Raw genomic sequence first — 23,897 nt, 5'->3', positions numbered from 1 at the left:
GCCTGCCGTACACATAAATGCCCAGTGTACAGACAGGCAGCCATTAATGCCAATCTTTATTAAAATCGGTAATTAGCGAGAAAAGGTATTTTTACCTTGCATATCAAAGGTATCATATGATGGAGCTTGATTTAATTGAGGTTTAGCGATGCTATTTTGAGCGTGTTCTTTTAAAGTCTTCTCAAGTGAAATAACAAATCTTGTTAGAATATCCATCGCATCTTCTTCAGATATAGTAAGCACGTTACCACTTACTAAGAAATCTTTATGCAGACGCTGAATTTCTGTATTTGCCTTTACTTCAAGCAAAGACAGAATATGGTCAAATTCTTGTGACTCTGCAACAAGACCTTTAAGTGCCTCTGCATATTCTTTTGAAACATTTCTATATTCAAAGAACCAGATAAGAAGTTTTTTAAACACAAATTTTTCTAATGGATAACAAATCAAAAAGAACGCTGCGGCAACTAGAGCAACAGATGAATACTCTGAGAGGTTTGCTTGCGAGGACATTGCAGTAAATGATAGCAAACAGAATAGAACCTTTATGCCAACCGACCGTTTTGCCCATTTAGCAGATGTATCTTGCAATAACTTTGTATCTGCTAAATCTTTCATTTCAGCTCTAAGTATACTGCCCAACTCTTCGGCAGTCTGTGCGGGATTTTTATGATCAACAGCATTGAGAATCTTTTTCTTCAGTTCCTCACTCTGAACTTTACTATCAGAACCTATAAACGGTATTTTAAATGGCTTGGCAACATCACCAGAAGAAAACAAAACAACAAGCGTTAAAACCCTTAGCATGGATGATTTCATAAAAAAATACCTCTCGTTAAAAAAATAATAAAAAAACTTACCTTAATTGAGTGGATAGTAGTGTAACAAAAAAGTAGTAAAATCAAAAAAATATAACTCAAACTCAATAAAACTTACATTTTTAAATCACACACTTCAAAAAGTGACTGTATCGTCGTCGAAGCAAGTACCATTAAACACTCCTCTTGGTGTGCTTTATTTTCAAAATCAACCGTCAAGGCAAGCTCTTGGCAGAGCAACAAAACCATAAGCATTTCCAGCGCCTTACGTGCTGCAGCTTCTGGTAAAGGCTTTTCTTGAGACTTTTCATACGCGTGATATAACTGATCACCCTTTTGCTGAGCGTCATAATCATATAACGACTTGTAATCAGGCCAAAGTTTAATTGCTTTTTCAAAAGTCTTTTGAAAAAGATTATCAAGAGGTTGAGCATCATCGTATGTTAAGAAAAATTTACTCCAGAATAAATATCCAAGTACAGCAAGTCCTGATAGCCCTACTCCCGTTTTTAAGGCAAGTGGAAACTGCTTGCTTGTATGGTCTGATGTTATAACGCTACCGACTTCTTGCATGTAGTCACGCAAAGATCCGTGCCAATATTTTTGAAAAAGTAAAAATAGCATGCCTGCAGACACAACCCCCAATGCTAAAGATTTTTTTTGCGTTGCTATGCGATGTTCTTGATACAGATCTTTCTCTTGCTTTGCTTGTTGCAAAAAACCGACAACCTTGTCAAAATACTCCTGTTGCTGTGCAGGAACTTTTTCTTGCAAATCTGTACGAAAACTTACTGCATGCAAATTGATCTGTAATAAAGGAATAAAAAATAAATACCTTATTTTCTTTTTCATTTTTCACATTTAGTAATTACTGATTAGAAATCAAAACAACATCTAGTAACTGCTGTCCGTTACCATCCATAACCTCACCTTCCAGTACTGCCAGAAACAATTCACTTAACATACCTTGTGCAAAATAGTCTGGAACAAGAAGCTTACCATTATTTTTTCTATACATAACGTACAGCTCATCAAACTTCTTTTGCTGCTTTTCTGTAACAAAATTTCTATACATAGGCCACTGAACAATGAACTCTTCAAGTATTTCGACGTATGGACACTCTTGCTCACTTTCTAAAAAAAGCTTCAGAATAGGCACAAACAAATCGCTAATCATCCAGCCAGCAAACGTCGTCGTCGCTGTAACAAAAAAAACCGTCTTTATAAAATCCCAATATCCTTTTGGCATCTCTAAGAACTGCCAAACAAAGAACAATGAAACGATGATCCCTAAACTTTTGGCGCCAAGTTCAACACGCTCCTTTGATCGATCACACTCATACTTCTCTTTTTTTGCTCGATTCAAATTTTGCTTGAGTAATTCAATAAATTGAGATTTATCAGGAGTGGCTTGCTTAAGTACTTGGGGTAGCAGATTTGAATCAGCATTTGTATAAACCACACAGAACAGCATCACACATGTAACCCATATTTTTTTATTCACACTCTTCACTCCCTAAAAAACTAGCTAAACAGACAATCAAGCTGACCGAGTCTAACGAGCCTCTAGGTCTGTGGTCAAATATTGAGGTAAAAAGGTAAGTCGGTCGATGCCCTTGTCATTGTTGATACCAACAGCAATTGCTCTTGGTTGGCCTATCAAAATACAAAGTTTTTTAGCCCGGGTAATTGCTGTGTAAATAAGATTTCGCTGCAACAAAATAAAATGTTGCATAAAAATGGGGATGATCACTGCATCAAACTCAGAACCCTGACTCTTGTGAATCGAAATAGCATACGAAAGGGTAAGCTCATTGAGTTCGGCAAAATCATACTCTAACTCTCTCCCCCCAAAGTTGATCTGAAGTTTTTGCTCACTCCTATCTATGGCATTAATAACTCCCATATCGCCATTAAACACAAATTTTTCGTAGTTGTTACGAATTTGCATAACACGATCACCAATGCGATATACCTGCCCAAACTGCGTAACGTGTGGTGCTCCCTCCTGCTCAGGGTTGAGCACATGCTGTAACTCCTGGTTAAGACGTGTAGTCCCAACTACACCTCGATTCATCGGTACAAGTACAACTGCATTGCTGGTGCTAATTCCATAGCGGCCCAATTTTTTGGTATAAATTTGGCGTAGCTGTGCAAATGTGTTTTCAGGCTTATCTTCTTTGATATAAATAAAATCTTTTTTAGGGGCTGGAAGCGAGGATGTCGGAAAAATTCCTTTATTAACCCGGTGAGCATTAACAATAATTAATGAATCTTGCGCCTGACGAAAAACTGTTTTAAGTCTAACAACATCGATTTTTTCTGACTTAATTAAATCGTTTAAAACATTACCTGCACCGACAGAGGGCAATTGATCAACGTCACCAATAAGCACTAAGCTAGCATGGGCCGGCATTGCCTTTAGCACCGAATGCATCAAAAAAACATCTATCATAGATGCTTCGTCAATAATCAAATAATCAAGCTCAAGCGCATGTTGCTCATTACGAGTAAAAGCCATATCGTTAGGAGAAAATTCAAGCAAGCGGTGCAATGTCTCTGTGTAGCATCCCGTACTCTCCGCCATCCGCTTTGCTGCACGTCCCGTTGGGGCTGCCAACCGAAACTTTATCTTACTCGCACCCAATACATCAATCAGCCGTTTAATCATTGTTGTCTTACCCGTACCTGGCCCACCAGTAATAATGGTTACCTTGCTTTGTAGGCACGTCATTATTCCTCGCTGTTGGTCTTCATTAAGCTCAACGCCGCGCTGATCTGCAACACGAATATCTTTGTAAATTTTTTCAAAATCAAAACTACCAGGACCCTGCTGCTTACCCCGTTCAATCAGCTTTTGTGCTTTACGCGCAATACCAAACTCAGAAAAATAATATTTCGGCAACGTTAGATAATGTTGGTCCTGATAAGAGATCAGCTTAACTTTATCCTCATAGTACAAATCTTGCAGTGCAGCCTTGATTTTATCAGTAGCTGCCTCAAGCTCGATCTCTAAAAGCTTGGCTACCTCTTCCTTAAGCTTTCCAACTTCGATGTACAGATGCCCCATGTCTGTGGCAGCCGTAATGCCATGCAAAATACCTGCCTTGACACGCTCAAGAGAGTCAGGCTCAATACCAAGCTTAATGGCAATACCATCAGCTGTTTTAAAACCAACACCCCAAATATCTTCAACGAGACGATACGGATTTTGCGTAATTTTTGAAATAGCCTGATTGCCATATGCTTTAAAAATTTTAACCGCATATGCTGTGGAAACATCTTTTTCACGTAGAAAAACCATAACCCGGGCAACTTCTTTTTGCTCTTGCCAGGCAAGGATGATACGCTCGATACGTTTCTGCCCGATACCACCAACCTCAAGCAGGCGCGATGGCTCCTCATTGATAATCTCCAACGTCTGAGCACCAAATTTTGCTACAACTCGTTGTGCAAACTTTGGACCTATACCTTTAATCATTCCCGATGCAAGATATTTCTCTATACCCGCTACACTTGAGGGAAGTTGGGCGACACATTCTTTTACTTCAAATTGTCGCCCAAATTTTGCATGAAAACCCCAACTACCCTTTAAGCTAACCTGTTGACCTTGGTGAATGTCTGGTAGATAGCCTTTGACTACAACCGACTCTGATTTACCAACTTTTAAAGCAATTACAGAAAAACCGTTTTCCTGACTCTTAAAAATGACTCTATCGATAACCCCAGTCAATTCTGCGTATTGCTCCTGCACAAGTCAGCCCCCTACAGTTACTGCTTTTATGAACTTCTTGCTTTAATTTCCTTCAAAACTTTTGACGCATTTGAACAAGCAAAATGCATACGCATTGTTGCAATCGGATATTGCTCAAGCACCGCATTCAAAGTATTCATTTGAGGCTTTTTCAGGCCAGGCTCTTTTTTGCCACCTTTGTTATCTTGCTCTTTTTTTACTTCTTTTCCTGTTGCCTTTGCCCTGAGCTCATCATATGCTTTTTTCGCTTTATCTGAAAGACTTGTAGATAAATCGTGGAAAAAATGCATAAAGTCACTACATGTTGCCTTCAATTTTTCAACAGTTGTAATTTCTTTATCAAAGTAGGCAACGGGCTCAAGATCTGAATCAAAAAAACCGATCAGTGATGAGTTTTTCTTTCCTCCTTTTTCAACGATACTTTCTTCCATTAACGGACGTAAGATACCGGCATAGTCTTTGAAGTACTCAAAAAACTCGCTTACCGGCTCCAAGACATTTTCTAGCGATTTGTGGATAAATTCTTTGTCTGAGAGCACTGCTTGCTCTGTTTTTGTTTTTGGGGCTGCTTGCTTTGCAAAAACACTGCCACTATGCAAACAAGCAACAGTCAATGTAAGACAAGCAAGCTTAGAACATTTTGACATCATAATTTTCTCCCTGCAGATTAATCATCTTATATAAAATTACATGCAAATGGTTAAAAAAGTTAAAACGATGCACTTCCTTTCAAAAATATAGTCCAATCTTTGCCTATACCTCGGCTCACCCACGTTGCATCAAATCCATAGCCTATGGCAACATCTGCGCGTTTATAACGCTTAATGTACATAGACTCAGAAAACAATTTGTGCTGCGAAACGCTTGCACGGGTAGCATCTACAACGCGCAACTCATTCATAGCCGCAGCAGTATTATGCACCATGGTAATTCGTTCATTTTGCTGTCCATAAAAATCATAGCCAAATGTGTATCTATATTTTTTACCAAGATTAATATTAACAGCAACCACCAAATTAAAAATTCCACCAGGATTGACCGTTGCTTTAAATGATGATGGAAAAATATACTCTTTCAAATACTGTGTTAAAAAATTAGCCAAGCCATCGGGGGTTGCAAATTCTTTAGCGTATTCTTCTGCCGTCATAGTAGGGGCAAACATAATCAATCGATCCTCATCTTTCTTCAATGACTTATCAAAAGACAAGCGTACCCACAACCGAGCCAACTCATGAAATAGATCTACTTTTGCTTCAAAATAAGGACCAAAAGCAAAATTACCATTACCAAGACGTGGATCAATCAGGTAATCACGAATTCCAAACAGCGTTTGCGTAACATCACGCGTCAGTGCCTCGGGCGTTAACTCACCTGTCAACTGTGTCCTAAAACGTGGAACTGCCGAAAGACGGCTGGTTGGAAAAATTCCTTCAAGGCCAGCATCTAGTTGAAAGTTACTCATATTGAGCATGTTAACACCAAATTTCAAACGGGTATCGCCAAGCCCAACACGAAAACGTACAAACTCACGTTCATCAAACGTACTATCTCCGGGGAAAAGGTCTGCAAACAAGTCACGTAAAATATTTTGGTCACGACCATTCAGCCAAAAGTTTCTTTCTGCTACTTGCAGCGATGTATGCAGATGAACCGTAAAGAAGCTCTTTACAAAGCCAGACTGAAATAACAAGCCTAACTTTCGATCTTGTATCTTTATTTTTCTAAATAGAGGCAACACCTGCTCAACAAGCCCACGGCTACCGCTGGGCAAAACTGCATCTAAAAAATCACGCTGATTCCGTCCACTGAAAAGATCGTCGACAGAAACCCGCATATGATTTGTAAAATTAAAAAAGAGATATGTCGCCAATCCCCCGTATTCTATGGCAGTAATCTTATGCGGCAAAGAATACAAAATATCACGAGCAGCTGGTGCACGCGTTTGGCGCCACAACGGACACTTCTGATTCTTAACAAAATCCATGAGCCTTGCCGGATCTATGCCGTCTCTGGTACTTTCAAGCTCCTGAATGGTATTCATGTCAAAATCACACTCATCCCAATCAAATACCAACTCATCAAAATCATCGTAGTCTTGGGCACAAAGAACTATTGGTTGGGATAAACAAAAGAGGGTTATAAGAAAGAAACCCAACAAAAATCGTCTGTTTGTAATCATAAAAAACCTAATTTTTTCTTTAAAGTAACACTTTCGACCGAAAGCATTACATATGGGAATAAACCCAGGATATGCATCAAAAAACTATAAAATTGGTCACTCATTAATAATAAAAAACAGGGAACGAACATACCCTAAAAAGACTTACACTGTCAATTTTTTTGGACAATACGTCCAGTTCTTCAACTTGTAAGAATAAAGTAAATCATTCAGTTATTTTTTAACTAAAAAACAAACTTTATTTAATTTTCTTACAAAAATCATATAATAAAAGATACACTAAAAACCATGAATGTTAAATTGTACTTGTAAGAACTAAAACAAAGGAGCTCCAAACTATGACCGATGTTATAACAGTCAAAGCAGCCGCATATATTGCTGCCGGCATTTGTATGGGAATAGGAGCACTTGGTCCCGCATTAGGTCTTGGTTTTATTGGTGGTAAAGCGTGCGAAAGCCTAGGCAAAAAACCAGAGTGTGCTGATGCGTTATTCAAAACAATGATTATGTCTGCAGCATTCGTAGAATCGACAGCAATTTACGTACTTCTTATAGCTGGAGCACTTATTTTGTACGTAGGATAAAAGGCTCTTTTTTTAAGCACCTATCAACTGTATGATTAATTATATAAACTGCACACTCATTGTTCAAATTATTAACTTTTGGGTGACATACTTTATCTTGCGCACGCTACTTTTCAATCCCATACTCGAACTTATTAATGACAAACAAGAGGTAAAAGATTCAATGCTTGCAGCTTTGATAGACAAAGAGAACGCTATCGATGCCTTGCGTGAAAAGAAAGAAGCCCAACACGCCATACTCCATAAACAGCTTGATATGGTAACTGACTTGGAGCTTCCCCAAACTCCCTCTCTCCATCTTGATACATATACTCCCAAAACATCGCAAGAATTGAAAGAAAGTATCACACAAACAAAAGAGTGGCTCGTAAAAAATGTCCCACACCATTATTAGTCCCCCTACCCTCACCATAATTTTTCACTGCACACTTTTTGGTTTACTTGCATATAAACTCTATGAATTATCCAAGGGATATCTGCTTCCATGGATACACAGAACGCTTGATTTTGAAAAAAGACAGCAAATGCAGATCATAGAAAAAGAAAAGCTTTTGCTAACAACAAAACATCGCTTGGACGATCAAATTGCCAGCCAACAAAAACTTTTTATGCTTTTGAAGAAAAATACACAACAGTGGACCCAGTACGTTAACGCAAAAAAAGCAAAGCAAGAAGAAGAAAATAAATGCATAGCCAAGCAGTTAAAACATAAAAAAGTACAACAACAAAAAAGACTTCTGGCTGTGCACGAAATCAAATATGTCATTCCTGAGGCAATTACTCTGGCAAAGTTAGAGCTGAGCAGGCAGTATACGGCTGAAAAGGGAACTGTCCATCTCAAAAACATTATTGAAAGTCTGAATACTAACAAGAGCTAATATTATGGTTATTGAACGTATCATCATAGCTAGAAAATATGCCTTGGCTTTTTTCGTTCATTACAGCGATCAAGTTGACTCAATAACCATAGAAAAGTTGCAAGCCATTCTAAAATACATAAAAATACGTAAAGACATTTTTGCTTATATCAATCTATCAACAGTTCCAGAAGAGGAAAAAAACAATATCCGCAAAACAGTCATCGACACCTTAGGCCTTGGCTATGGCTTTAAACAACTTATGAAAATTTTATATAGGCATAAACGAATTCACTTACTTAGTGATGTCATCAAACACATTGTATACCTCTACCATAAACAAAATGATATCGTTATATTTAACGTTTTGACTTCACATCCCATAACAGACGGCGAGCGAGCAGCCATAGAGCAATTTATTGAACGTAACGTACCTGGCAAGCATGCCTCCATTAATTTTTCAGTTAATAAAAATCTCATCAGTGGTATACGCATAAAAAGTGACTCACTCTTCTGGGAAAATTCTATCGCAAAACAACTAAAAGATCTTGAACGATCATTGTTAGAGAAAGCGCAATTATGAAAACCAAAGAAACAGATCTTATTGCTCTTTTAGAAAAATCTCTTGGCCCCCAAAAACTCAAGGTTGCAAACCTTAAAGAAGTTGGAACCGTCATCAAAGTTGGCGACGGCATTTGTAAGGTTTTTGGCCTTCAAAATGCCGTTTACGGGGAGTTAGTGAAATTTGAAGGAGGAAGCCAGGGAATTGTCCTTAACCTCGACGAAGACTACATTTCAGTTGTTTTGCTTGACAGCTCTGACAACGTCATAGAGCAAGAAACAGCTCAAAGAACAGGATCTGTCTTTCAAGTTCCCGTAGGAGAAGCACTGCTTGGTCGTATCATTAACGCATCCGGCAAAGCACTTGACGGACTTGATGAGATTGACCCTGAAAAAATGATGTCTATAGAACAGCCAGCACCACCCATAACAAAGCGACAACCAGTTCATCAGCCACTTGAAACGGGAATTACCGTTATCGACGCACTTTTCCCCATAGGCAGAGGTCAGCGAGAACTTGTCATTGGCAATAGAAGTACCGGAAAAACAGCGGTTGTTCTGGACACTATCTTACACCAAAAAGGTAAAGACATCATTTGTATCTACGTAACCATAGGGCATAAACAATCAAACACCGCTCGCATGATTCATGAGCTTGAGCGACATGGCGCAATGGATTATACCATCATCGTAAATGCTGATGCTAAAGAAACAGCGCTTAACCAGTTTCTTGCTCCGTACACCGGATGCACCATCGGCGAGTATTTCATGAATAAAGGGAAAGACGCCCTTATCCTATACGACGACCTGAGCAACCATGCAATTGCATACCGCGAGCTCTCACTACTTTTACGTAGACCGCCAGGCCGTGAGGCTTACCCTGGTGACATTTTTTACATTCATTCACGTTTGCTCGAGAGAGCTGGCAAGTTATCTGATGAACATGGCGGGGGATCGCTTACCGCTATTCCAATCATTCAGACACAGGGCGATGATATTTCTGCGTACATTCCAACCAACTTAATTTCCATCACTGATGGTCAAATATTTTTCGACACACACCTTTTTAACAACGGTATTCGTCCTGCTGTCAACATTGGACTATCGGTTTCTCGTGTTGGCAGTGCAGCACAAACAAAAGCAACTAAGCGTGTAGCAAGTTCGCTCAAATTAGAACTCGCTCAATATCTGGAACTTTTAGCATTTTCTCAGTTTGGCTCAGAGCTTGATAAGGCAAGTAAAAAAGCCCTGGAACGCGGAGAACGTGCAATAGAAATATTCAAACAAGCAGAGGGCGAAACCCATTCATTTGCACATCAAGTAATATTCCTTTTCCTTTTAAAGGAAAATTATCTTGATAAGCTTTCTTTACATAACGTAAAGCCATTTGTTACACAATGCGCAAGCTACGTTCAAAGCGTTTATCAAGATGTTTATGACGAAATCTTAACAACTAAGGATCTTTCTGAAAATACAACGACTCAGCTAAAAAAGATTGCTGAAGAATTCTTGATAGCGTTTAGCAAGTCGTAATCAAAAAGTATTATGAGTACGCTCCGCTTAACCATTATTGTGTTTTTTGTATGTCTGCTCTCGAGTTGTGGAAAAAAACAAAAAGATATCTTCCGTTTCAATCAAAAAAAGACTTTAAAGGTCAACAAACTCTCTCTTCCAAACATTAAAAATGCAAACGTTAAAATAGAGGGAAGACAGCGCATTATCACATGGTCCCCATTGTATGACACGTATGCGACCACTAACTATGGCAAACAAAACGCTGTAATAGTTGGCTATAACGTTTATCCTCTCACTCGAACCGCAACTATAGCCAAGAACCCACTTAATAAGACACCTCTACCAAAGTCTTTATTCATTCACACCGTTGACACATATACAAAAAACGTTAGCTCCTACACCATTAGAGGTGTTTTCAAAGTAGACGGTCACCTCATCCAGGGACCTGCTAGCTCTATCATACATGTCCAAAAATAATTACCCTCCAACTTAGGACAAGCTGGAGGGTTGGGGGGGCGAACAATACATAAAAGTATTGTTCATTTAGGGACCTTTTAATGTCTGAAAAAACAAAGCATAACGCATTCCTTTTTTCATGCAAAATCCTAACAAGCTGGTACCGTTATGTCAAGGAAAAAACATGACTGCAACGCAAATAAATTTTCTCATTTTTCTAAAATACTTTTAACTAAAGCTTATTCACTCTCTTGTGATATTTGATAGAGTTGCTCTGCTTTATTTTTTAAAATATCTTTGCGCTCAATAAGCTCTTTTTTGGAAGAAAAATATTGTTCAAGTAACGTCTCAAACTTCATCTCCGACTGCAAGCTCATACGTCGTTCTCGCTGTACTTGTTCATGAACAGGAATAACACCCACAACGTACATAGCGTTTGCACACGCTCGTAAAATTTCATTTAAATCAACCTTATCACTCACTCCATCTTTTAAGTGATAACGAATTTTTACAATAGCATTATCAAGTTTGTGGTGCGCTAACGCTGCAAGAATTTTTTCTGTTTGATCGGTGCCTTTTTCAAGCGTAACATCAACCTGAATCATTGGCCGTGTTTGTAGCTGAACAAACTCATATTCACACGACTTAACACCTTTTTTATTCATCTTGATTTCAACGCTACAAAAACCTTTTTCTTCCCTACGCTCACCAAAGTCAACCCGTTCTATTGAGCCTGCATACACGACGGGAGTTTTGCCTCCAGGATTCAAATTTTGATGTCGATGCAAATGTCCCAAAGCAACATAGTCAAACTGTTCAAGAGCAAGTTGCGATGGTAAAAAAATCGGATCTGTTCCGTAAATTGCACATTTTTCAGAACCGGAAAAAATTCCAGTACTCACGGTTAAATGCCCCGCGAGTACTGTGGGAACTTTTTCATCTACTTCTTGCGCAAACGATGCAATTAATTCACCAATACGGGCGGAAAGATAGTCTGCCACTTGGCTATTGTCCTTCATTCTGTGTTCTTGGTGCGCAACCAAATGGTTGCGTGATGGCCAAGGAATGCCCACTATCTGAACCGGTCCATTTTTTGTTTGAATTATTTTCAGCTCCGGCTTTGAAAAAACATGAAAATTATCTGAACGTAAACAATCAAAAACATCTAACGCGTGAGCTTTCCCAAAACTCAGTGGATGATCGTGGTTACCAACAATGATCACAACGGGAATACCAGCCTGCTGTAATCTCATCATAAGCTGCATAAAAAACTTTTGTTGCGTCGGTGTTGGATGAGCAGTTTTGTAGGCATCGCCAGAAAAGAGAAAAAAATCAATATTCTGCTCTATAGCCTGATCTACAATGGTGGTCAAACTTTTAACGAAATCAAGCAACCGAGTATGAATGCCAGTTTTTGCGTCCACCCTTCCGTAGTTCTCAACACCAAAATGGATATCTGCTGTATGAAAAAATTTCATTAGACGTTCTGCTTACACTCTGTATCGGTTTTAACTGCACCCTTAAAACTATAAGTATTTTCGGTATCGCTTGATGAACCAGACGTATCTGGTGCCTTTCCTTGACGTAATTTTTCAGCGTAACCTGGCTTATTTGTTTGCCGTTCCCGAGCAATTGCCAAACTTTTTTCAGGCACATTGCGATTAATCGTTGAACCCGCTGCAACGTAGGCATCTTTTTCTATATGAACTGGGGCAATAATGGTTGAGTTACTACCCACAAATACGTTATCTTTGATGACTGTCTCATGTTTTGAAATACCATCATAGTTACACGTAATGGTACCTGCACCTACGTTAACGTGGTCACCAAGACGTGCGTTACCAAGATACGTTAAATGCTTTGCTTTGCTATGATAACCAACCGTTGAATTTTTGACTTCTACAAAGTTACCAATATGTGAATCTCGTCCAATTGTTGCATTCGTATTCAAATGAGCAAACGGTCCGATCACCGTGTTACTGCCAACTCGGCTATTATTGACAACACTGTGCGCAAGTACCCGAGCTCCATCGGCTAACTTGCTATTCTCTACAACCGAGTACTGCTTAATCTGGCACTCTTGACCAATAATCGTCTTACCGAGTAACTGAACGCCTGCCCCTATAACGGTATCGGCTCCTATCTCGACATCACAGTCAACATGCGTAGTTTGTGCAAATTCAAAACGTACACCCTCACGCATCCAGTGGTGAATAATACGAGCACGCTTTATTTGTTCCACTTCCCACAATTGCTTAAGCGTATTAACACCACGAACATCATCGTATGCTACCTTAATCATCTGTGTTTTTTTGTCTTGTGCTGCTGCTTTACCAACTAAGTCAGTCAAGTAGAATTCTTGGGAAGCATTATTTGCATCAAGTGAGTCAATATATTCTTCAAGAAAACTGCGCTTAATAAGATAAATCCCAGCATTAACAAGTTCAACCGCACGTTCTTGCTCGTTGCAATCTTTTTCCTCAACGATTTTATAACCAGCTTCTAGCTCAATAACACGACCATACCCATGAGGATTATTTGCATAGGTTGACAAAAAAGTCACATCAGCGTCTTGCTCAGCATGCTTTTGCTGCATATCAAGCAAAAGCTCTTTAGTCACTAAGGGCATGTCACCGTACAAGATAAGGACGTTATCTTGATCCCACGTCGCTCGACTACATTGCACAGCATGCCCAGTCCCTAGCTGCTCACTCTGGTCAACATAGGCAAGTTGAGGCAAACCCAACTCACTAACAATATCTTTTACCGCTGATGTTTTATTTGATAGCACTAATGAAACCGGCAACCCTAACTCCTGAAGGACCATTAAAGGGTGCAAAATCATGGGTCTACCACACACATCAAACAACAACTTTGTTTTTTTTGTTTTAAAGCGAACTGACTGACCTGCCGCTAAAACAATTGCTCTTATATTCATCATCATGCACTCCTCTTGTACTTGCTTCAGAAATTATTTACCGATATGCTATTTTTCTACACATTTCTATTAGAAAACAACACAAAGGATAATATTATTTAAATCTACTTTTACAATTATATTGTATGGCCTTTGAGCGTAGCACCAATACTAACGATAGGCAAAAGATTAAAGCAACTTTTTCTACTAAAAAGCTAAAAAATGCTTATACTTAAAGCATTCGGAGAGGTGGCAGAGCGGTTGAATGCGACCGCCTCGAAAGCGGTTATTTCGGGCAACCGGAATCGTGGGTTCGAATCCCACCCTCTCCATAAACGCTCCACCAAAGTTTCAGTAACACAACATCTCCTGTTTTTCAAAAATCAAGGATACCCATGGAAGCAAATAAATGCATCGAACTGGCATGCTCGTACTACACAGCTATGCACAACAAAGATTTACAAGCAGTAGCAACATGTTTACACGACAACGTAGAACTTATAAGCCCAATGGCAAAGATAAATGGGAAAGAGGCTGTCTTAAAAGCAGTAGAGGGTTATTTTCCAATCTTTACAAGCATCACAGTTAAAGAAAAATTTGGAAGTCAAAATCAGGTCATGCTTGCGTACAACTTAGATTGCCCCGAACCAATTGGATCACTGAGAACTGCGGTTCTCATTACCATCACCGACGACCTCATCTCTCATATTGAACTCTTTTTTGATGCATCGCCATTTAAAGGGTAATGGTAATGTACTGCGGCTAAGCAAAGTAACTAATCTTCGATAATCTATCCGCAAAGGTTAAACTTCATGCTCATAACATTTTTCATTACTCTCCAGGTAGTTTTGCTCTTTTTTATGGTACTTCATGATTGGTTACCACTACCACCACTAAATGATACACAAGCTATTAAGGAAGCTGAAGGAAATTGGAGGCGATTTGTTGATGCAAGCATTAATGGACTTTTTGTCTTCATACCACTACTGCTCACACTAAAATACCAGCATGCCTTTATGCCCTTTTGGACAAAAGTTTCAGTAAATCTTTTTTACACTATACTCACCATTGGCACTATTGCCGCATGGTGGGTCCCTTATTTCTTTGGCAGCCCTGCAAAGCATAAGCTACATTTCACTAAATTTAAAAAAACACATCACTTTCTACCCGCACGTGGTGACAATGTAACCCCCAACACACTACATGTTATACTCCACTTGCAAATATGGGCGTGTTGGCTTATTTCTCTCTACCTTATATTCTAAATACCCAATCATGAAAATTTTAGAAACCGAACGCCTTCTTTTGAGAACCTTAATTCACACTGACCTACAACCAATGCTTGATATTAATCAGGACCCCAAAGTGATGGAGTACTTTCCTAGCTTACAAGATCTAAGAGCAACTAAGGCGTTCATCACTAGAGTAGAGCAACATTTCGATAAACATGGTTACTCTTTATATGCATGCATAAGAAAAGATCTCAATGAATTTATCGGTTTCATTGGACTGCTAACGCCACGTTTTGAAGCACATTTCACCCCTACGACAGAAATCGGTTGGCGATTATCTTCTAGACATTGGGGACAAGGTTTTGCAACAGAAGGGGCCAAAGCCGTTTTAGACTATGCATTTAGAGAACTGAAGTTACCTGAAATAGTCTCATTTACATCAGTTGAGAATATTAAATCAACACGGGTCATGGAAAAAATTGGCCTACAACACAATCCAAACGATAATTTTGACTTACCTGGTCTAGATAAAGACCACCCACTAAAGCACCAAGTACTCTATCGGCTAACGAGAAAAGAATATCTTGATATCTCAGACATGGAAAACATTAAGACTAGCCTTACTCAGTTGGGCAGTTATGAAGTTGGTTGTTTTTATAATATGCTGGCACAGTTTAATAACTTCATTGTTCCTGAATTAATCAAAATGCCAGAATGTGATTACCCCACTTTTCTTATTGAAGAGCAGGTCTTAGGATATGAAGATATCTTACAAACAAAGGGTTATAAACATTTCAAGTGCTTAAAAGCCTTTCATGAATTAGGGAAAATTTTTAAGCTGGCAAATTATTGGTACCAAGAATGCCATGATAAAAAATCAGCTTTAAATACTGAGAAGGAAATAAGCTCTGTAGCTAAGAGACTGCATCCCAAGATCTCTGACTTTTGTAAAAAATTAAGAGAAACTGCCGTAAGCTGCAAACAAGATGAGTATTTTTCTGGCAATTTTGAATAAGAAACAAGCAATGAACAATAAAAAAATTAAGTTTCCCATCAAGGGACACATGTTCCCAGTACACAACGATAACTGCTGCCCAATGTGCAAAAGTGATATTAAGCAAGGACAAGTGGTACTCATGTTGGAGGGCAGTGCATCAGTTCATGCTCATTTTCATGAAAGAAGCTTGTTTGATACTATCCTAATCAATGACCGAACATGTGACATGCATTTTTGTAGTACAAGCTGTCTAAGAGGGTTTTTCAACGAAATCGTCAACAGGTTAGAAACAAAAAATCCAGCGTTAAAAAAAAATTAAGAAAAAAGGCCAAATAACATGAATAAATTAAAAGAAACGCATCCTACAAACACCCAGAGCATACCTACTATTCAACTTAAACCATTTTATTTTATTCGTCATGGCCAAACTGACTGGAACTTGCAAGGTCTTGCTGCAGGACAATCAGATGTTGAACTCAACAAAACTGGCCTACAACAGGCACATGACGCTGCCACACTCTTGGAGTCAACTAAGTTTACCAACATAGCCTCAAGTCCTCTCAAACGCGCTCTAAAAACAGCCGAAATTATTGCTCATTACACAGGCAAACCCGTCACCATTGTTGATAGTCTCAAAGAAGCTTGCTGGGGAACTATGGAAGGCAAACCCTGGACAACCACAAGAGAGCAAGCAAAAACCAATAGCTGCTGGATCGATGATTGGAGAAACAACCTCCCTGTAGAAGGAGCTGAAATGTATTCAAGCTACCTCAATCGTATTGCATCAGGATTATCAACCGCCCTCGAGCTTGATGGTCCTATTCTGGTAGTTGCACACGGCGGAGTTTACGCAGCGATACAAGAGCTACTGGTTCTTCCCACAATAAATGTACCCAACTGTTCAATACTTTATCACCAACCACCTCAAGGCGGTCAGCATGCCTGGACTGTTCATGACTTAAGTGGCAACGATCACGAAGAATCATAAATATAAACATGAAAAAATTACCTGCAACTTTTAAACAAGCACTTAATTTTTTAAAAGTCGATGAACTCAGAGAGATCTGCAGCCAACTATCACTTCCCGTAAAAGGCAAAAAAGGGTTAGTCATCAATCGGATTGTTCACTTTTTGCAAACAGGTAACATAATTAATGAACCGATTATCCCGCCAGTCTCTTGCGCTCAGCCAGGCAAGCAGTATCCACTCAAGCCAAGCACACTCATTGTTAAAGGTTCCTACAAAAATGATCTCGCAACACGTATGTTTTTTAAAAAACTCATCGGCCAGCACTTTCATTTCACTGCGTTCGGTCAAGATTGGACTACGGAACGCTGGCTTGCAGGTAAACCACCAACATACCAAGAATTTGCAGACATGTGGCGGCATGAGTATGAGAAACGTAAAAAGCTTGGCAGCACACCCAAAGATGAATGGGCCTACATAAACTTTGTCCAGAAATATATAGCGAAAAATCCACAAGCAACGCGTAAAGAAATAACTGGTTCATGGAAAGAAGAGCAAGCTAGACAACGAAAATTTGTCGAAGAAGTATTAATTGCTAAAAAATAAAGGAGTGTTCTTAATATGAGAAAATTGCCACTTGGTATACAATCCTTTACAAAAATAATTGAAAATGACTGTATTTATATCGACAAAACAAAACATATTTACGAGCTGATCCAAGAAAATAACTTATTTTTTGCTCGTCCACGACGCTTTGGGAAGTCGCTTTTATGCTCTACCCTTAAAGAGCTATTTTCAGGAAAACGGGAACTTTTCAAAGACCTCTGGATCGAAAAAAACACAGATTATCAATGGCCCATCCACCCCGTAATACATATTGATTTATCACTCGTTGCTAGGAGTAATGCTGAGATTTTAACCGCCAGTCTCATGCGATATCTTGATGATATCGCCGAGCTATACGAAATAGATCCTCTTCAACACACTACCCCCGGTGAAACACTCAAAAAACTTGTCATTCGCCTTTTCAAGAAGTTTGGCTCTAAAAATAGAGTCGTTATTATCATTGATGAGTACGACAAGCCTATTTTGGACAATATCGAAAATATCGAGCTAGCAAAGCAAATGCGCAATATTCTAAAAGAGTTCTATGAATTTGTTAAAGGCTTGGATGACTTTCTCCGCTTTGTCTTCATTACCGGTGTAACTCGCATTTCAAAAACAAGCATTTTTTCAGGAACAAACCAGCTAACTAACATTTCTATGGATCCTAAATTTGCGCATCTTGTAGGCTACACGAAAGAAGAAATAGACGTCTATTTCAAACAACATTTGCAAGATGTTGCCCACAAAAAAAAGATGTCTCCGGTCAGCGGTGTTAAAGAACTTAGCCAAACACTTGGTCTTTGGTACAACGGATATAGATTCTGGAAGGATCAACAAGAACTTACTCGAGACATAGAAGGGAAAGACTTGGCCAGAGTTTACGCGCCATTTTCAATTCTAAATTTTTTATTCACCGCAGACCTAAGCAACTATTGGTTTGAGTCAGGTACACCATCATTTTTAATAAAAAACCTTGAGCAAAACTGTTTTCCCGTAGAATCATTTAATAATCTTACAGCAAACATGAACGAACTACTGACATTTGACCTTACTGACATTCCTCTGCCCACGCTACTTTTCCAAACTGGGTATGTGACAATAAAAAAACATATTGTGGATCAAAATTATGAGCTGGAAATTCCAAACTACGAAGTTCGTGATTCTTTGTTCAAAAGCATTTTGGCAGTTATAACTAAACACAAAACATCCACAATTAGTAGTCATTTAAGAAATATCAGATCAACACTAGAAAATGGCAAAATCGAAGACTTTATAAGCAACGTTAAAGAATTTTATACTAATATCCCTTACACAATTGCAATAGATAAAGAAAAATACTACCAATCAATCTTTTTCTTATTATTACAAGTTATAAAATTAAAACCAGCAGTAGAAACGGCAACAAACATTGGCCGCATAGATCTCACCGTGGAAACTGAAAAAAATTTTTACATTTTTGAATTTAAGCTCAATGGATCAGCTGAAGAAGCACTTAATCAGATCTTAACTATGAAATATTATGAGCCTTATAAAAACTGTGGCAAAAAAATAAAACTAATTGGTATAAACTTCTCTAGCAAAGCTAAAAACATCACTGACTATCTATTTCAAGATTTCAATTAAACTTGTTTACCTGAAGGAGAAACTATAATGGAGTTGTGGTTTAAAATATTACGCTTATATATTCTGTGCAATGCGTTTCTTTTGTTAACACCACATGCGACAGCAAAACAAGAAAATCGCGAGAGCATTACTTTTGAAAAACGTCATATCCTCAAAGGGCACAAAGATATTGTTGAAGCTATGAAGATACTACGCAATGGCTTACTCGCTTCAGTATCCGCTGATGCCACCATAAGAATTTGGGATATGGATGGAGCATGCACTCGCAAACTATGCAACCAAACAGAGATACTATGCATCGAAGAACTGGCAGACGGACGAATTGCCTGTGGTTCAAATGACGGTACAGTAAACCTTTGGGACTACTTAGAAAAAAAATGCTCCATGCTTCACAATCTTAAAACCGTAGGTCGATACTCAAATGCTCTCGTCCAACTCAGCAATGGCACCCTCGCATTTGGAACAAGAAGATCATTTGGTGTTTGGGATATTGACAAAGATGTAAGTCTAAAAAAAGTTGAACCAGAAACACATAACGCATGGATAAGTTCCATTATAGAAATAAAAGCTACAAATCACATAGCGACCTCATCATGGGATAGAACCATCAAAATTTGGGACATAGACGCATATATCCCCTCCTGCCTACATACACTTGAGGGACACAATGATTGTATCAATGTAATCAAACAGCTCAACGAGCACACACTTGTGTCAGCATCTGACGATAAAACCATTATGACGTGGGATATAAATTCCGGCAAAAAAACTGAAACTCTTGAGGGTCATGATGATAGAGTATACGCCCTACTGGTTGTGGATAATAAGATTATCTCAGGCTCACGTGATAAAACCGTAAAAATTTGGGATGCTGAATCAAAACACAACTTAGCAACAATACCCTGCCAGGACAAAGTTTACTCCCTAGCCTTTTCAAAAGATCAAAATTATCTTTTTATTGGTTTGGGCTGTGGAGATATAGAAGTATTTCAACTAACCGAACACACACATGAGTAAGATATATTTCATAAGCGGCGCAAGCGGCAGTGGCAAAACAACGATAATTCCAGTATTAAAACGATCCCTCGGCGACAATTGGCTCGTGCATGACTTTGATGATATTGGGGTACCACAAAATGCTGATAAAAAATGGCGCCAGGAATCAACTGAAAAATGGCTTCAAAAATTACTCCCTACAGAAAAAAACACCTGTCTACTGGGGCAGATAGTACTTGGAGAGATTCTTGCATGTCCCTCAGCAAAAAAGCTGGATATCATTAACTTTTGTTTACTTGACGTTTCGGACGTTGAACGCATTAAACGTTTACAAAAACGCAACACATACGGAGCAGACCAAAACATGCTCAATTGGTCATCATGGCTAAGAATGCACAGCCAATATCCACAGTGGGAACAGCATGTTATCAAACAAAACTCGTGGGAAAAGCTTGATTTTGACCACTGGGATAAGCTTTCTAATTGGAAAAGTAAAGCAAATATTGCTTTGCTTGATACAACAGATTTTAATATTGAACAAACCACAAATAAAATCACTGCATGGTTAAGGACACTATGATTAGATCATCAATTCTCAAAGACCAAAAATTTTACTTTCTATGGCTAGCATCAACTTTAAGTGCCATTTCAGTCTTGCCCTACGTTGCTGCAACTCACGGTGGAATAGTTATCACTCCCAAATTACTTGCTGGTGCACTGACCCAAGCAGCTTTGCTCTATGGCATTATCGTGTTTTTTGGATTAAAAATGAGTAACAAACTAAGTCTTAAATTGATCCCTTCAAACAATTTTCTTATCCCTTCAGTTGTATCTGGCCTGGCCGTAGGCTCCTGTATAAAACTGCTGGATAAGTTTGTATTTATACACTACTCAAATGTACTGAATACACAAATTACTGATATAGCTGCCTGGAAAGGTTTTTTAGCATCGTTTTATGGGGCAATCAACGAAGAAGTCTTGCTTCGCCTATTTGCTGTTTCTTTATTTACACTTTTACTGCAAAGATTTTCAAAAATAACTAAATCAGGTTGTATTATAATCTCAATAATTTTTTGCGCAGTACTCTTTGGTGCTGGTCATTTACCTACACTTTATAGAATTCTGAAAGTCCCAAACACTTGGGATATTATAAGAGTACTGACAATGAACGGACTGGCTGGCGTTATATTCGGCCTATTGTATTGGCGATATGGTCTACTAGCGTCCATGATAAGCCATTTTATAGCAGACTTACTGCTCCATGTTTTTTAAAATTAAAGAAAAATTAGAACATGCCAATAAAACAATCTCCAACATATCCGCTCTCACAAAAGTTGTCGACATTACACGGCAAACTCATGTCTAACCTTAAAAACTTACCGGAGCCCCTAATTCACAAAAAAACCATCACTGATTTTATAAAAAATGAGAATATCTCCATTAGTGACGTATTATCTTACTTAATTGGCTGGGGAAACATGTTACTTTCATGGTATGAACAAGGGCTTTCAGGCAAAGACTTCGTCATGCCTGGACAAGGATTTGAGAAATGGGATTATGCCAAAATAGCTCAACATTTTTTTAAAAAATATAATCAAAACACACTTGTACAACAGCTTGTATTGCTCGAACAAACTACTCAAGAGATTGTTTCATTAATTGAAAAAGAAAGTACCTCAGGAAACATTGACAAACTTGGAATATGGAAATGGTGCACACTAAAATCGGGCAAACAATGGCCCTTATCAAAGTGGATAACCGTCAATAGCATAGCTCCTTACACAAGAGCCATTACAAAAATACGAAGAGTGCATAAAATTAAGATGTCAACGACGCACGTAAAGTCTGTCCCTCATCCTGATGGTATCAAACTAGGGCTTCCTCTTGAATACCAGGAAATGCCTGAATTCTTTGACGCTCACAACGTAACAACTGATACTGACTTGAAAAATAGCCGCATAGAAAAAATACTAAAAAAACACAATGTTAAAACAGTTTTAGATCTTACTTGTGGTACCGGCTCTCAAGTCTTTTTTCTTGCGAAAAGGGGGTATCAAGTTACCGGAGCTGACTTCAGTCCACCCCTTTTAGATAAGGCACGAGAAAAAGCTACCAAAGACAAAATAAACGTCCAATTCATTGATGGTGACATGCGCACACTCAATGTCGGTCTTTTTGATGCTGTCATTACTATTTTCAATGCTATCGGCCACCTAACGAAAAGTGATTTTGTAAAAACAATACAAAATATCCACAAAAACTTACACCCTGGGGGACTTTACCTATTCGACATTTTTAATCTGTCAGCGATGACTGAAAAAGTTGTTGAAAGCCTTGCCATGCAAACGCATAAAACGGTTGGGAACAAACATCTTCAGCACATACAACATTCAAAAGTTGATACCGCCAATGGTTTACTTACATCGCAAGATAGCTACACCCTAAGCCAAGGTGGAAAAGAAACAAAAAAATTTAACAATCAGTTCTCCCTGCAAATTTACACCCCCAAAGAACTTCGAAATATACTGGCAGAACATGGATTTCAGACCATAGAGCAACAGGATTTTGATGGATCAAGATTTTCAGAAGATAGTACTTTAAGCATTCTTACCATCGCCAAGAAAATTTAACGATGAACACACTTTTGAAAAAAACAATTAAATATAAAACTACTATACACACGCCCCTAGGAGACATACTTGCCATCTCGGACAACAATTTTTTATATCTTTTGCAGTTTACTGACAGTCCAAGGCTTGAACAACAAGTTAAAAAGCTTGAATCGGCAATAGAGTTGCCCCTTAGAGAGGGAATAACAAACATCTCAACTTTAATCAGAGACGAACTAAGCGCATACTTTGCAGGTAAGCTCGAAAAATTTGCCACACCACTGTGCCCGTCTGGCACCGATTTTCAAAAGCAAGCGTGGCACACAATTTCAACAGTGCCATACTCGAAAACAATCAGCTATACACAGCAAGCTCAAGCACTCAATAAATCTTCTGCATGCAGAGCTGTTGCCAATGCCAATGGGGCTAATCCTCTTGTCATTGTCATCCCTTGCCACCGAATTGTTAGTAAAAACAATAGTCTAGGTGGATACAGCGCGGGACTTGAACGCAAACGTTGGCTTTTAAATCATGAGCAACAAAATCATTTATTCAACAGTAAAAACTAGCCTCTCAGTTTTTTTAGTAACTCGGACAAAACAGCATCAGGAATTTCATGCCCACCATCATACTCAATAAGCTCAACACGAAGCCTAGAAAAACTTTGGGAAGCGTTATAAAAATCCTTCGCATGCTGGTAATGGTAAATATCATTTTTGCCAACAAGCAAATATAAATTGTTAGCATACGAATCATGCTTTAACACACCCGCACTCCCTACTGAAACAACAGGCACACCTAACTCCTTAGTTTGAACCAGCTGATTAAGAAAAAAGCCTCCATTAGAAAAACCAATAAATCCAGCAATTTGTTGTCCATTTAGTGCATCCACTATCTCACTGTACGTTTTATTCACCTCCGATTCAGAGTCATGAGGCCAACATAACTTATTATCAAACTGATGACAGCGGTTTTTCGGTTTGACAGCTACAAACTTCACACCTATCTCTTGCCCCATTCTGTCAAGGATATTTCTATTATTACACTCTTGCTGCCCATCAAAACTTTGGGTTAGGCCACATAGGTATATCCACACCTTTGAGCTGCTTTGATTGCCTAGAACAATGGCATCTTCATGCGGTTTACTACATCCAAAAAACGCCACTAAAAACAACAAAATAAAGACTTTATAAAAGGTCATGAAAAACTCCCCCGGTTAAAAATTGC

At 38.7% G+C, this 23,897-nt stretch carries 26 protein-coding genes and 1 tRNA gene; 18 read left to right on the top strand and 9 right to left on the bottom strand.

What is annotated here, in order from left to right; translation table 11 throughout:
* Positions 1-72: 72 nt before the first annotated feature.
* The 6 genes from H6679_03505 to H6679_03480 all read right to left on the bottom strand — a co-directional run bounded on the left by H6679_03505 (position 73) and on the right by H6679_03480 (position 6,751).
* Positions 73-819, bottom strand: coding sequence for a hypothetical protein (locus H6679_03505; protein MCB9493314.1), 747 nt, complete (start codon positions 817-819; stop codon positions 73-75).
* 113 nt (positions 820-932) lie between these two features.
* A complete protein-coding gene (locus H6679_03500; GenBank protein MCB9493313.1) occupies positions 933-1,670 on the bottom strand; it encodes a hypothetical protein in 738 nt (245 codons plus the stop codon).
* 16 nt (positions 1,671-1,686) lie between these two features.
* The gene (locus tag H6679_03495; protein ID MCB9493312.1) at positions 1,687-2,322 is read right to left on the bottom strand and encodes a hypothetical protein; all 636 of its coding nucleotides are present in this window, start codon (positions 2,320-2,322) and stop codon (positions 1,687-1,689) included.
* Between the two features lie 51 nt (positions 2,323-2,373).
* Positions 2,374-4,572: an ATP-dependent RecD-like DNA helicase gene (locus H6679_03490; GenBank protein ID MCB9493311.1), complete on the bottom strand. Its 2,199-nt coding sequence runs from the start codon at positions 4,570-4,572 to the stop codon at positions 2,374-2,376.
* A gap of 26 nt (positions 4,573-4,598) precedes the next feature.
* Positions 4,599-5,222, bottom strand: coding sequence for a hypothetical protein (locus H6679_03485; GenBank protein ID MCB9493310.1), 624 nt, complete (start codon positions 5,220-5,222; stop codon positions 4,599-4,601).
* A 59-nt stretch (positions 5,223-5,281) separates the two neighbouring features.
* Positions 5,282-6,751 (bottom strand): hypothetical protein, encoded by a 1,470-nt coding sequence (locus tag H6679_03480; protein ID MCB9493309.1) that lies wholly within the window; start codon positions 6,749-6,751, stop codon positions 5,282-5,284.
* Positions 6,752-7,089: 338 nt separating this feature from the next.
* Between H6679_03480 and atpE the strand changes: the two genes are divergently transcribed.
* The 5 genes from atpE (at position 7,090) to H6679_03455 (ending at position 10,286) form a co-directional block, all read left to right on the top strand.
* Positions 7,090-7,335: an ATP synthase F0 subunit C gene (gene atpE / locus H6679_03475; protein ID MCB9493308.1), complete on the top strand. Its 246-nt coding sequence runs from the start codon at positions 7,090-7,092 to the stop codon at positions 7,333-7,335.
* Between the two features lie 31 nt (positions 7,336-7,366).
* Entirely contained in the window at positions 7,367-7,729 is a 363-nt protein-coding gene (locus H6679_03470) for a hypothetical protein (protein ID MCB9493307.1), read from the top strand.
* A gap of 130 nt (positions 7,730-7,859) precedes the next feature.
* The gene (locus H6679_03465) at positions 7,860-8,213 is read left to right on the top strand and encodes a hypothetical protein (protein MCB9493306.1); all 354 of its coding nucleotides are present in this window, start codon (positions 7,860-7,862) and stop codon (positions 8,211-8,213) included.
* Between the two features lie 4 nt (positions 8,214-8,217).
* Positions 8,218-8,775 carry an ATP synthase F1 subunit delta gene (gene atpH, locus H6679_03460; protein MCB9493305.1) on the top strand — a complete coding sequence of 186 codons (558 nt, stop codon included), beginning with the start codon at positions 8,218-8,220 and terminating at the stop codon, positions 8,773-8,775.
* Entirely contained in the window at positions 8,772-10,286 is a 1,515-nt protein-coding gene (locus H6679_03455) for a F0F1 ATP synthase subunit alpha (protein MCB9493304.1), read from the top strand. Before atpH ends, H6679_03455 begins: the two co-directional genes overlap by 4 nt.
* A 677-nt stretch (positions 10,287-10,963) precedes the next feature.
* Here H6679_03455 and H6679_03450 read toward each other — a convergent pair.
* On the bottom strand, positions 10,964-12,202 hold the full coding sequence (locus H6679_03450) for an exonuclease SbcCD subunit D (GenBank protein MCB9493303.1): 1,239 nt from the start codon (positions 12,200-12,202) through the stop codon (positions 10,964-10,966).
* Positions 12,202-13,665, bottom strand: a complete 1,464-nt coding sequence (glmU, locus tag H6679_03445; protein MCB9493302.1) for a bifunctional UDP-N-acetylglucosamine diphosphorylase/glucosamine-1-phosphate N-acetyltransferase GlmU — start codon at positions 13,663-13,665, stop codon at positions 12,202-12,204. Before glmU ends, H6679_03450 begins: the two co-directional genes overlap by 1 nt.
* Before the next feature lie 219 nt (positions 13,666-13,884).
* Here glmU and H6679_03440 point away from each other — a divergent pair.
* The 13 genes from H6679_03440 to H6679_03380 all read left to right on the top strand — a co-directional run bounded on the left by H6679_03440 (position 13,885) and on the right by H6679_03380 (position 23,239).
* Positions 13,885-13,973: transfer RNA gene (locus tag H6679_03440), tRNA-Ser, on the top strand.
* A gap of 63 nt (positions 13,974-14,036) precedes the next feature.
* Positions 14,037-14,387 carry a nuclear transport factor 2 family protein gene (locus tag H6679_03435; protein ID MCB9493301.1) on the top strand — a complete coding sequence of 117 codons (351 nt, stop codon included), beginning with the start codon at positions 14,037-14,039 and terminating at the stop codon, positions 14,385-14,387.
* Between the two features lie 66 nt (positions 14,388-14,453).
* Positions 14,454-14,906, top strand: a complete 453-nt coding sequence (locus H6679_03430; protein ID MCB9493300.1) for a hypothetical protein — start codon at positions 14,454-14,456, stop codon at positions 14,904-14,906.
* A 10-nt stretch (positions 14,907-14,916) separates the two neighbouring features.
* Positions 14,917-15,888, top strand: a complete 972-nt coding sequence (locus H6679_03425) for a GNAT family N-acetyltransferase (GenBank protein MCB9493299.1) — start codon at positions 14,917-14,919, stop codon at positions 15,886-15,888.
* Positions 15,860-16,189 (top strand): hypothetical protein, encoded by a 330-nt coding sequence (locus H6679_03420; protein ID MCB9493298.1) that lies wholly within the window; start codon positions 15,860-15,862, stop codon positions 16,187-16,189. The genes H6679_03425 and H6679_03420 overlap by 29 nt, the downstream gene beginning before the upstream one ends.
* 18 nt (positions 16,190-16,207) lie before the next feature.
* Positions 16,208-16,858, top strand: coding sequence for a histidine phosphatase family protein (locus tag H6679_03415; GenBank protein MCB9493297.1), 651 nt, complete (start codon positions 16,208-16,210; stop codon positions 16,856-16,858).
* Positions 16,859-16,866: 8 nt separating this feature from the next.
* Positions 16,867-17,442 (top strand): hypothetical protein, encoded by a 576-nt coding sequence (locus H6679_03410; GenBank protein MCB9493296.1) that lies wholly within the window; start codon positions 16,867-16,869, stop codon positions 17,440-17,442.
* A gap of 15 nt (positions 17,443-17,457) precedes the next feature.
* Positions 17,458-19,065, top strand: coding sequence for an ATP-binding protein (locus tag H6679_03405; protein ID MCB9493295.1), 1,608 nt, complete (start codon positions 17,458-17,460; stop codon positions 19,063-19,065).
* 27 nt (positions 19,066-19,092) lie between these two features.
* A complete protein-coding gene (locus H6679_03400) occupies positions 19,093-20,082 on the top strand; it encodes a WD40 repeat domain-containing protein (protein MCB9493294.1) in 990 nt (329 codons plus the stop codon).
* Positions 20,075-20,641 (top strand): AAA family ATPase, encoded by a 567-nt coding sequence (locus H6679_03395; GenBank protein ID MCB9493293.1) that lies wholly within the window; start codon positions 20,075-20,077, stop codon positions 20,639-20,641. The genes H6679_03400 and H6679_03395 overlap by 8 nt, the downstream gene beginning before the upstream one ends.
* Entirely contained in the window at positions 20,638-21,333 is a 696-nt protein-coding gene (locus tag H6679_03390) for a CPBP family intramembrane metalloprotease (GenBank protein MCB9493292.1), read from the top strand. The genes H6679_03395 and H6679_03390 overlap by 4 nt, the downstream gene beginning before the upstream one ends.
* Positions 21,334-21,353: 20 nt before the next feature.
* Positions 21,354-22,691 carry a ClbS/DfsB family four-helix bundle protein gene (locus H6679_03385; protein MCB9493291.1) on the top strand — a complete coding sequence of 446 codons (1,338 nt, stop codon included), beginning with the start codon at positions 21,354-21,356 and terminating at the stop codon, positions 22,689-22,691.
* A gap of 2 nt (positions 22,692-22,693) precedes the next feature.
* Positions 22,694-23,239 (top strand): methylated-DNA--[protein]-cysteine S-methyltransferase, encoded by a 546-nt coding sequence (locus H6679_03380; protein MCB9493290.1) that lies wholly within the window; start codon positions 22,694-22,696, stop codon positions 23,237-23,239.
* Here the strand turns inward: H6679_03380 and H6679_03375 are convergent.
* Positions 23,236-23,871, bottom strand: a complete 636-nt coding sequence (locus H6679_03375; protein MCB9493289.1) for a hypothetical protein — start codon at positions 23,869-23,871, stop codon at positions 23,236-23,238. The genes H6679_03380 and H6679_03375 overlap by 4 nt on opposite strands.
* Between the last annotated feature and the right edge of the window lie 26 nt (positions 23,872-23,897).

This window comes from Campylobacterota bacterium, from assembly GCA_020633995.1.
Taxonomy (GTDB): Bacteria; Babelota; Babeliae; order Babelales; family RVW-14; genus JACKCO01.
This window is presented reverse-complemented; position numbering and strand designations above follow the sequence as displayed.

Bases quoted from the DNA above. Each gene is read 5' to 3' on its own strand.
- H6679_03505 (MCB9493314.1), bottom strand. From the start codon at position 819: ATGAAATCATCCATGCTAAGGGTTTTAACGCTTGTTGTTTTGTTTTCT.
- H6679_03500 (MCB9493313.1), bottom strand. From the start codon at position 1,670: ATGAAAAAGAAAATAAGGTATTTATTTTTTATTCCTTTATTACAGATC.
- H6679_03485 (MCB9493310.1), bottom strand. From the start codon at position 5,222: ATGATGTCAAAATGTTCTAAGCTTGCTTGTCTTACATTGACTGTTGCT.
- H6679_03480 (MCB9493309.1), bottom strand. From the start codon at position 6,751: ATGATTACAAACAGACGATTTTTGTTGGGTTTCTTTCTTATAACCCTC.
- atpE (MCB9493308.1), top strand. From the start codon at position 7,090: ATGACCGATGTTATAACAGTCAAAGCAGCCGCATATATTGCTGCCGGC.
- H6679_03470 (MCB9493307.1), top strand. From the start codon at position 7,367: ATGATTAATTATATAAACTGCACACTCATTGTTCAAATTATTAACTTT.
- H6679_03465 (MCB9493306.1), top strand. From the start codon at position 7,860: ATGCAGATCATAGAAAAAGAAAAGCTTTTGCTAACAACAAAACATCGC.
- atpH (MCB9493305.1), top strand. From the start codon at position 8,218: ATGGTTATTGAACGTATCATCATAGCTAGAAAATATGCCTTGGCTTTT.
- H6679_03455 (MCB9493304.1), top strand. From the start codon at position 8,772: ATGAAAACCAAAGAAACAGATCTTATTGCTCTTTTAGAAAAATCTCTT.
- H6679_03450 (MCB9493303.1), bottom strand. From the start codon at position 12,202: ATGAAATTTTTTCATACAGCAGATATCCATTTTGGTGTTGAGAACTAC.
- glmU (MCB9493302.1), bottom strand. From the start codon at position 13,665: ATGATGAATATAAGAGCAATTGTTTTAGCGGCAGGTCAGTCAGTTCGC.
- H6679_03435 (MCB9493301.1), top strand. From the start codon at position 14,037: ATGGAAGCAAATAAATGCATCGAACTGGCATGCTCGTACTACACAGCT.
- H6679_03430 (MCB9493300.1), top strand. From the start codon at position 14,454: ATGCTCATAACATTTTTCATTACTCTCCAGGTAGTTTTGCTCTTTTTT.
- H6679_03425 (MCB9493299.1), top strand. From the start codon at position 14,917: ATGAAAATTTTAGAAACCGAACGCCTTCTTTTGAGAACCTTAATTCAC.
- H6679_03420 (MCB9493298.1), top strand. From the start codon at position 15,860: ATGAGTATTTTTCTGGCAATTTTGAATAAGAAACAAGCAATGAACAAT.
- H6679_03415 (MCB9493297.1), top strand. From the start codon at position 16,208: ATGAATAAATTAAAAGAAACGCATCCTACAAACACCCAGAGCATACCT.
- H6679_03410 (MCB9493296.1), top strand. From the start codon at position 16,867: ATGAAAAAATTACCTGCAACTTTTAAACAAGCACTTAATTTTTTAAAA.
- H6679_03405 (MCB9493295.1), top strand. From the start codon at position 17,458: ATGAGAAAATTGCCACTTGGTATACAATCCTTTACAAAAATAATTGAA.
- H6679_03400 (MCB9493294.1), top strand. From the start codon at position 19,093: ATGGAGTTGTGGTTTAAAATATTACGCTTATATATTCTGTGCAATGCG.
- H6679_03395 (MCB9493293.1), top strand. From the start codon at position 20,075: ATGAGTAAGATATATTTCATAAGCGGCGCAAGCGGCAGTGGCAAAACA.
- H6679_03390 (MCB9493292.1), top strand. From the start codon at position 20,638: ATGATTAGATCATCAATTCTCAAAGACCAAAAATTTTACTTTCTATGG.
- H6679_03385 (MCB9493291.1), top strand. From the start codon at position 21,354: ATGCCAATAAAACAATCTCCAACATATCCGCTCTCACAAAAGTTGTCG.
- H6679_03380 (MCB9493290.1), top strand. From the start codon at position 22,694: ATGAACACACTTTTGAAAAAAACAATTAAATATAAAACTACTATACAC.
- H6679_03375 (MCB9493289.1), bottom strand. From the start codon at position 23,871: ATGACCTTTTATAAAGTCTTTATTTTGTTGTTTTTAGTGGCGTTTTTT.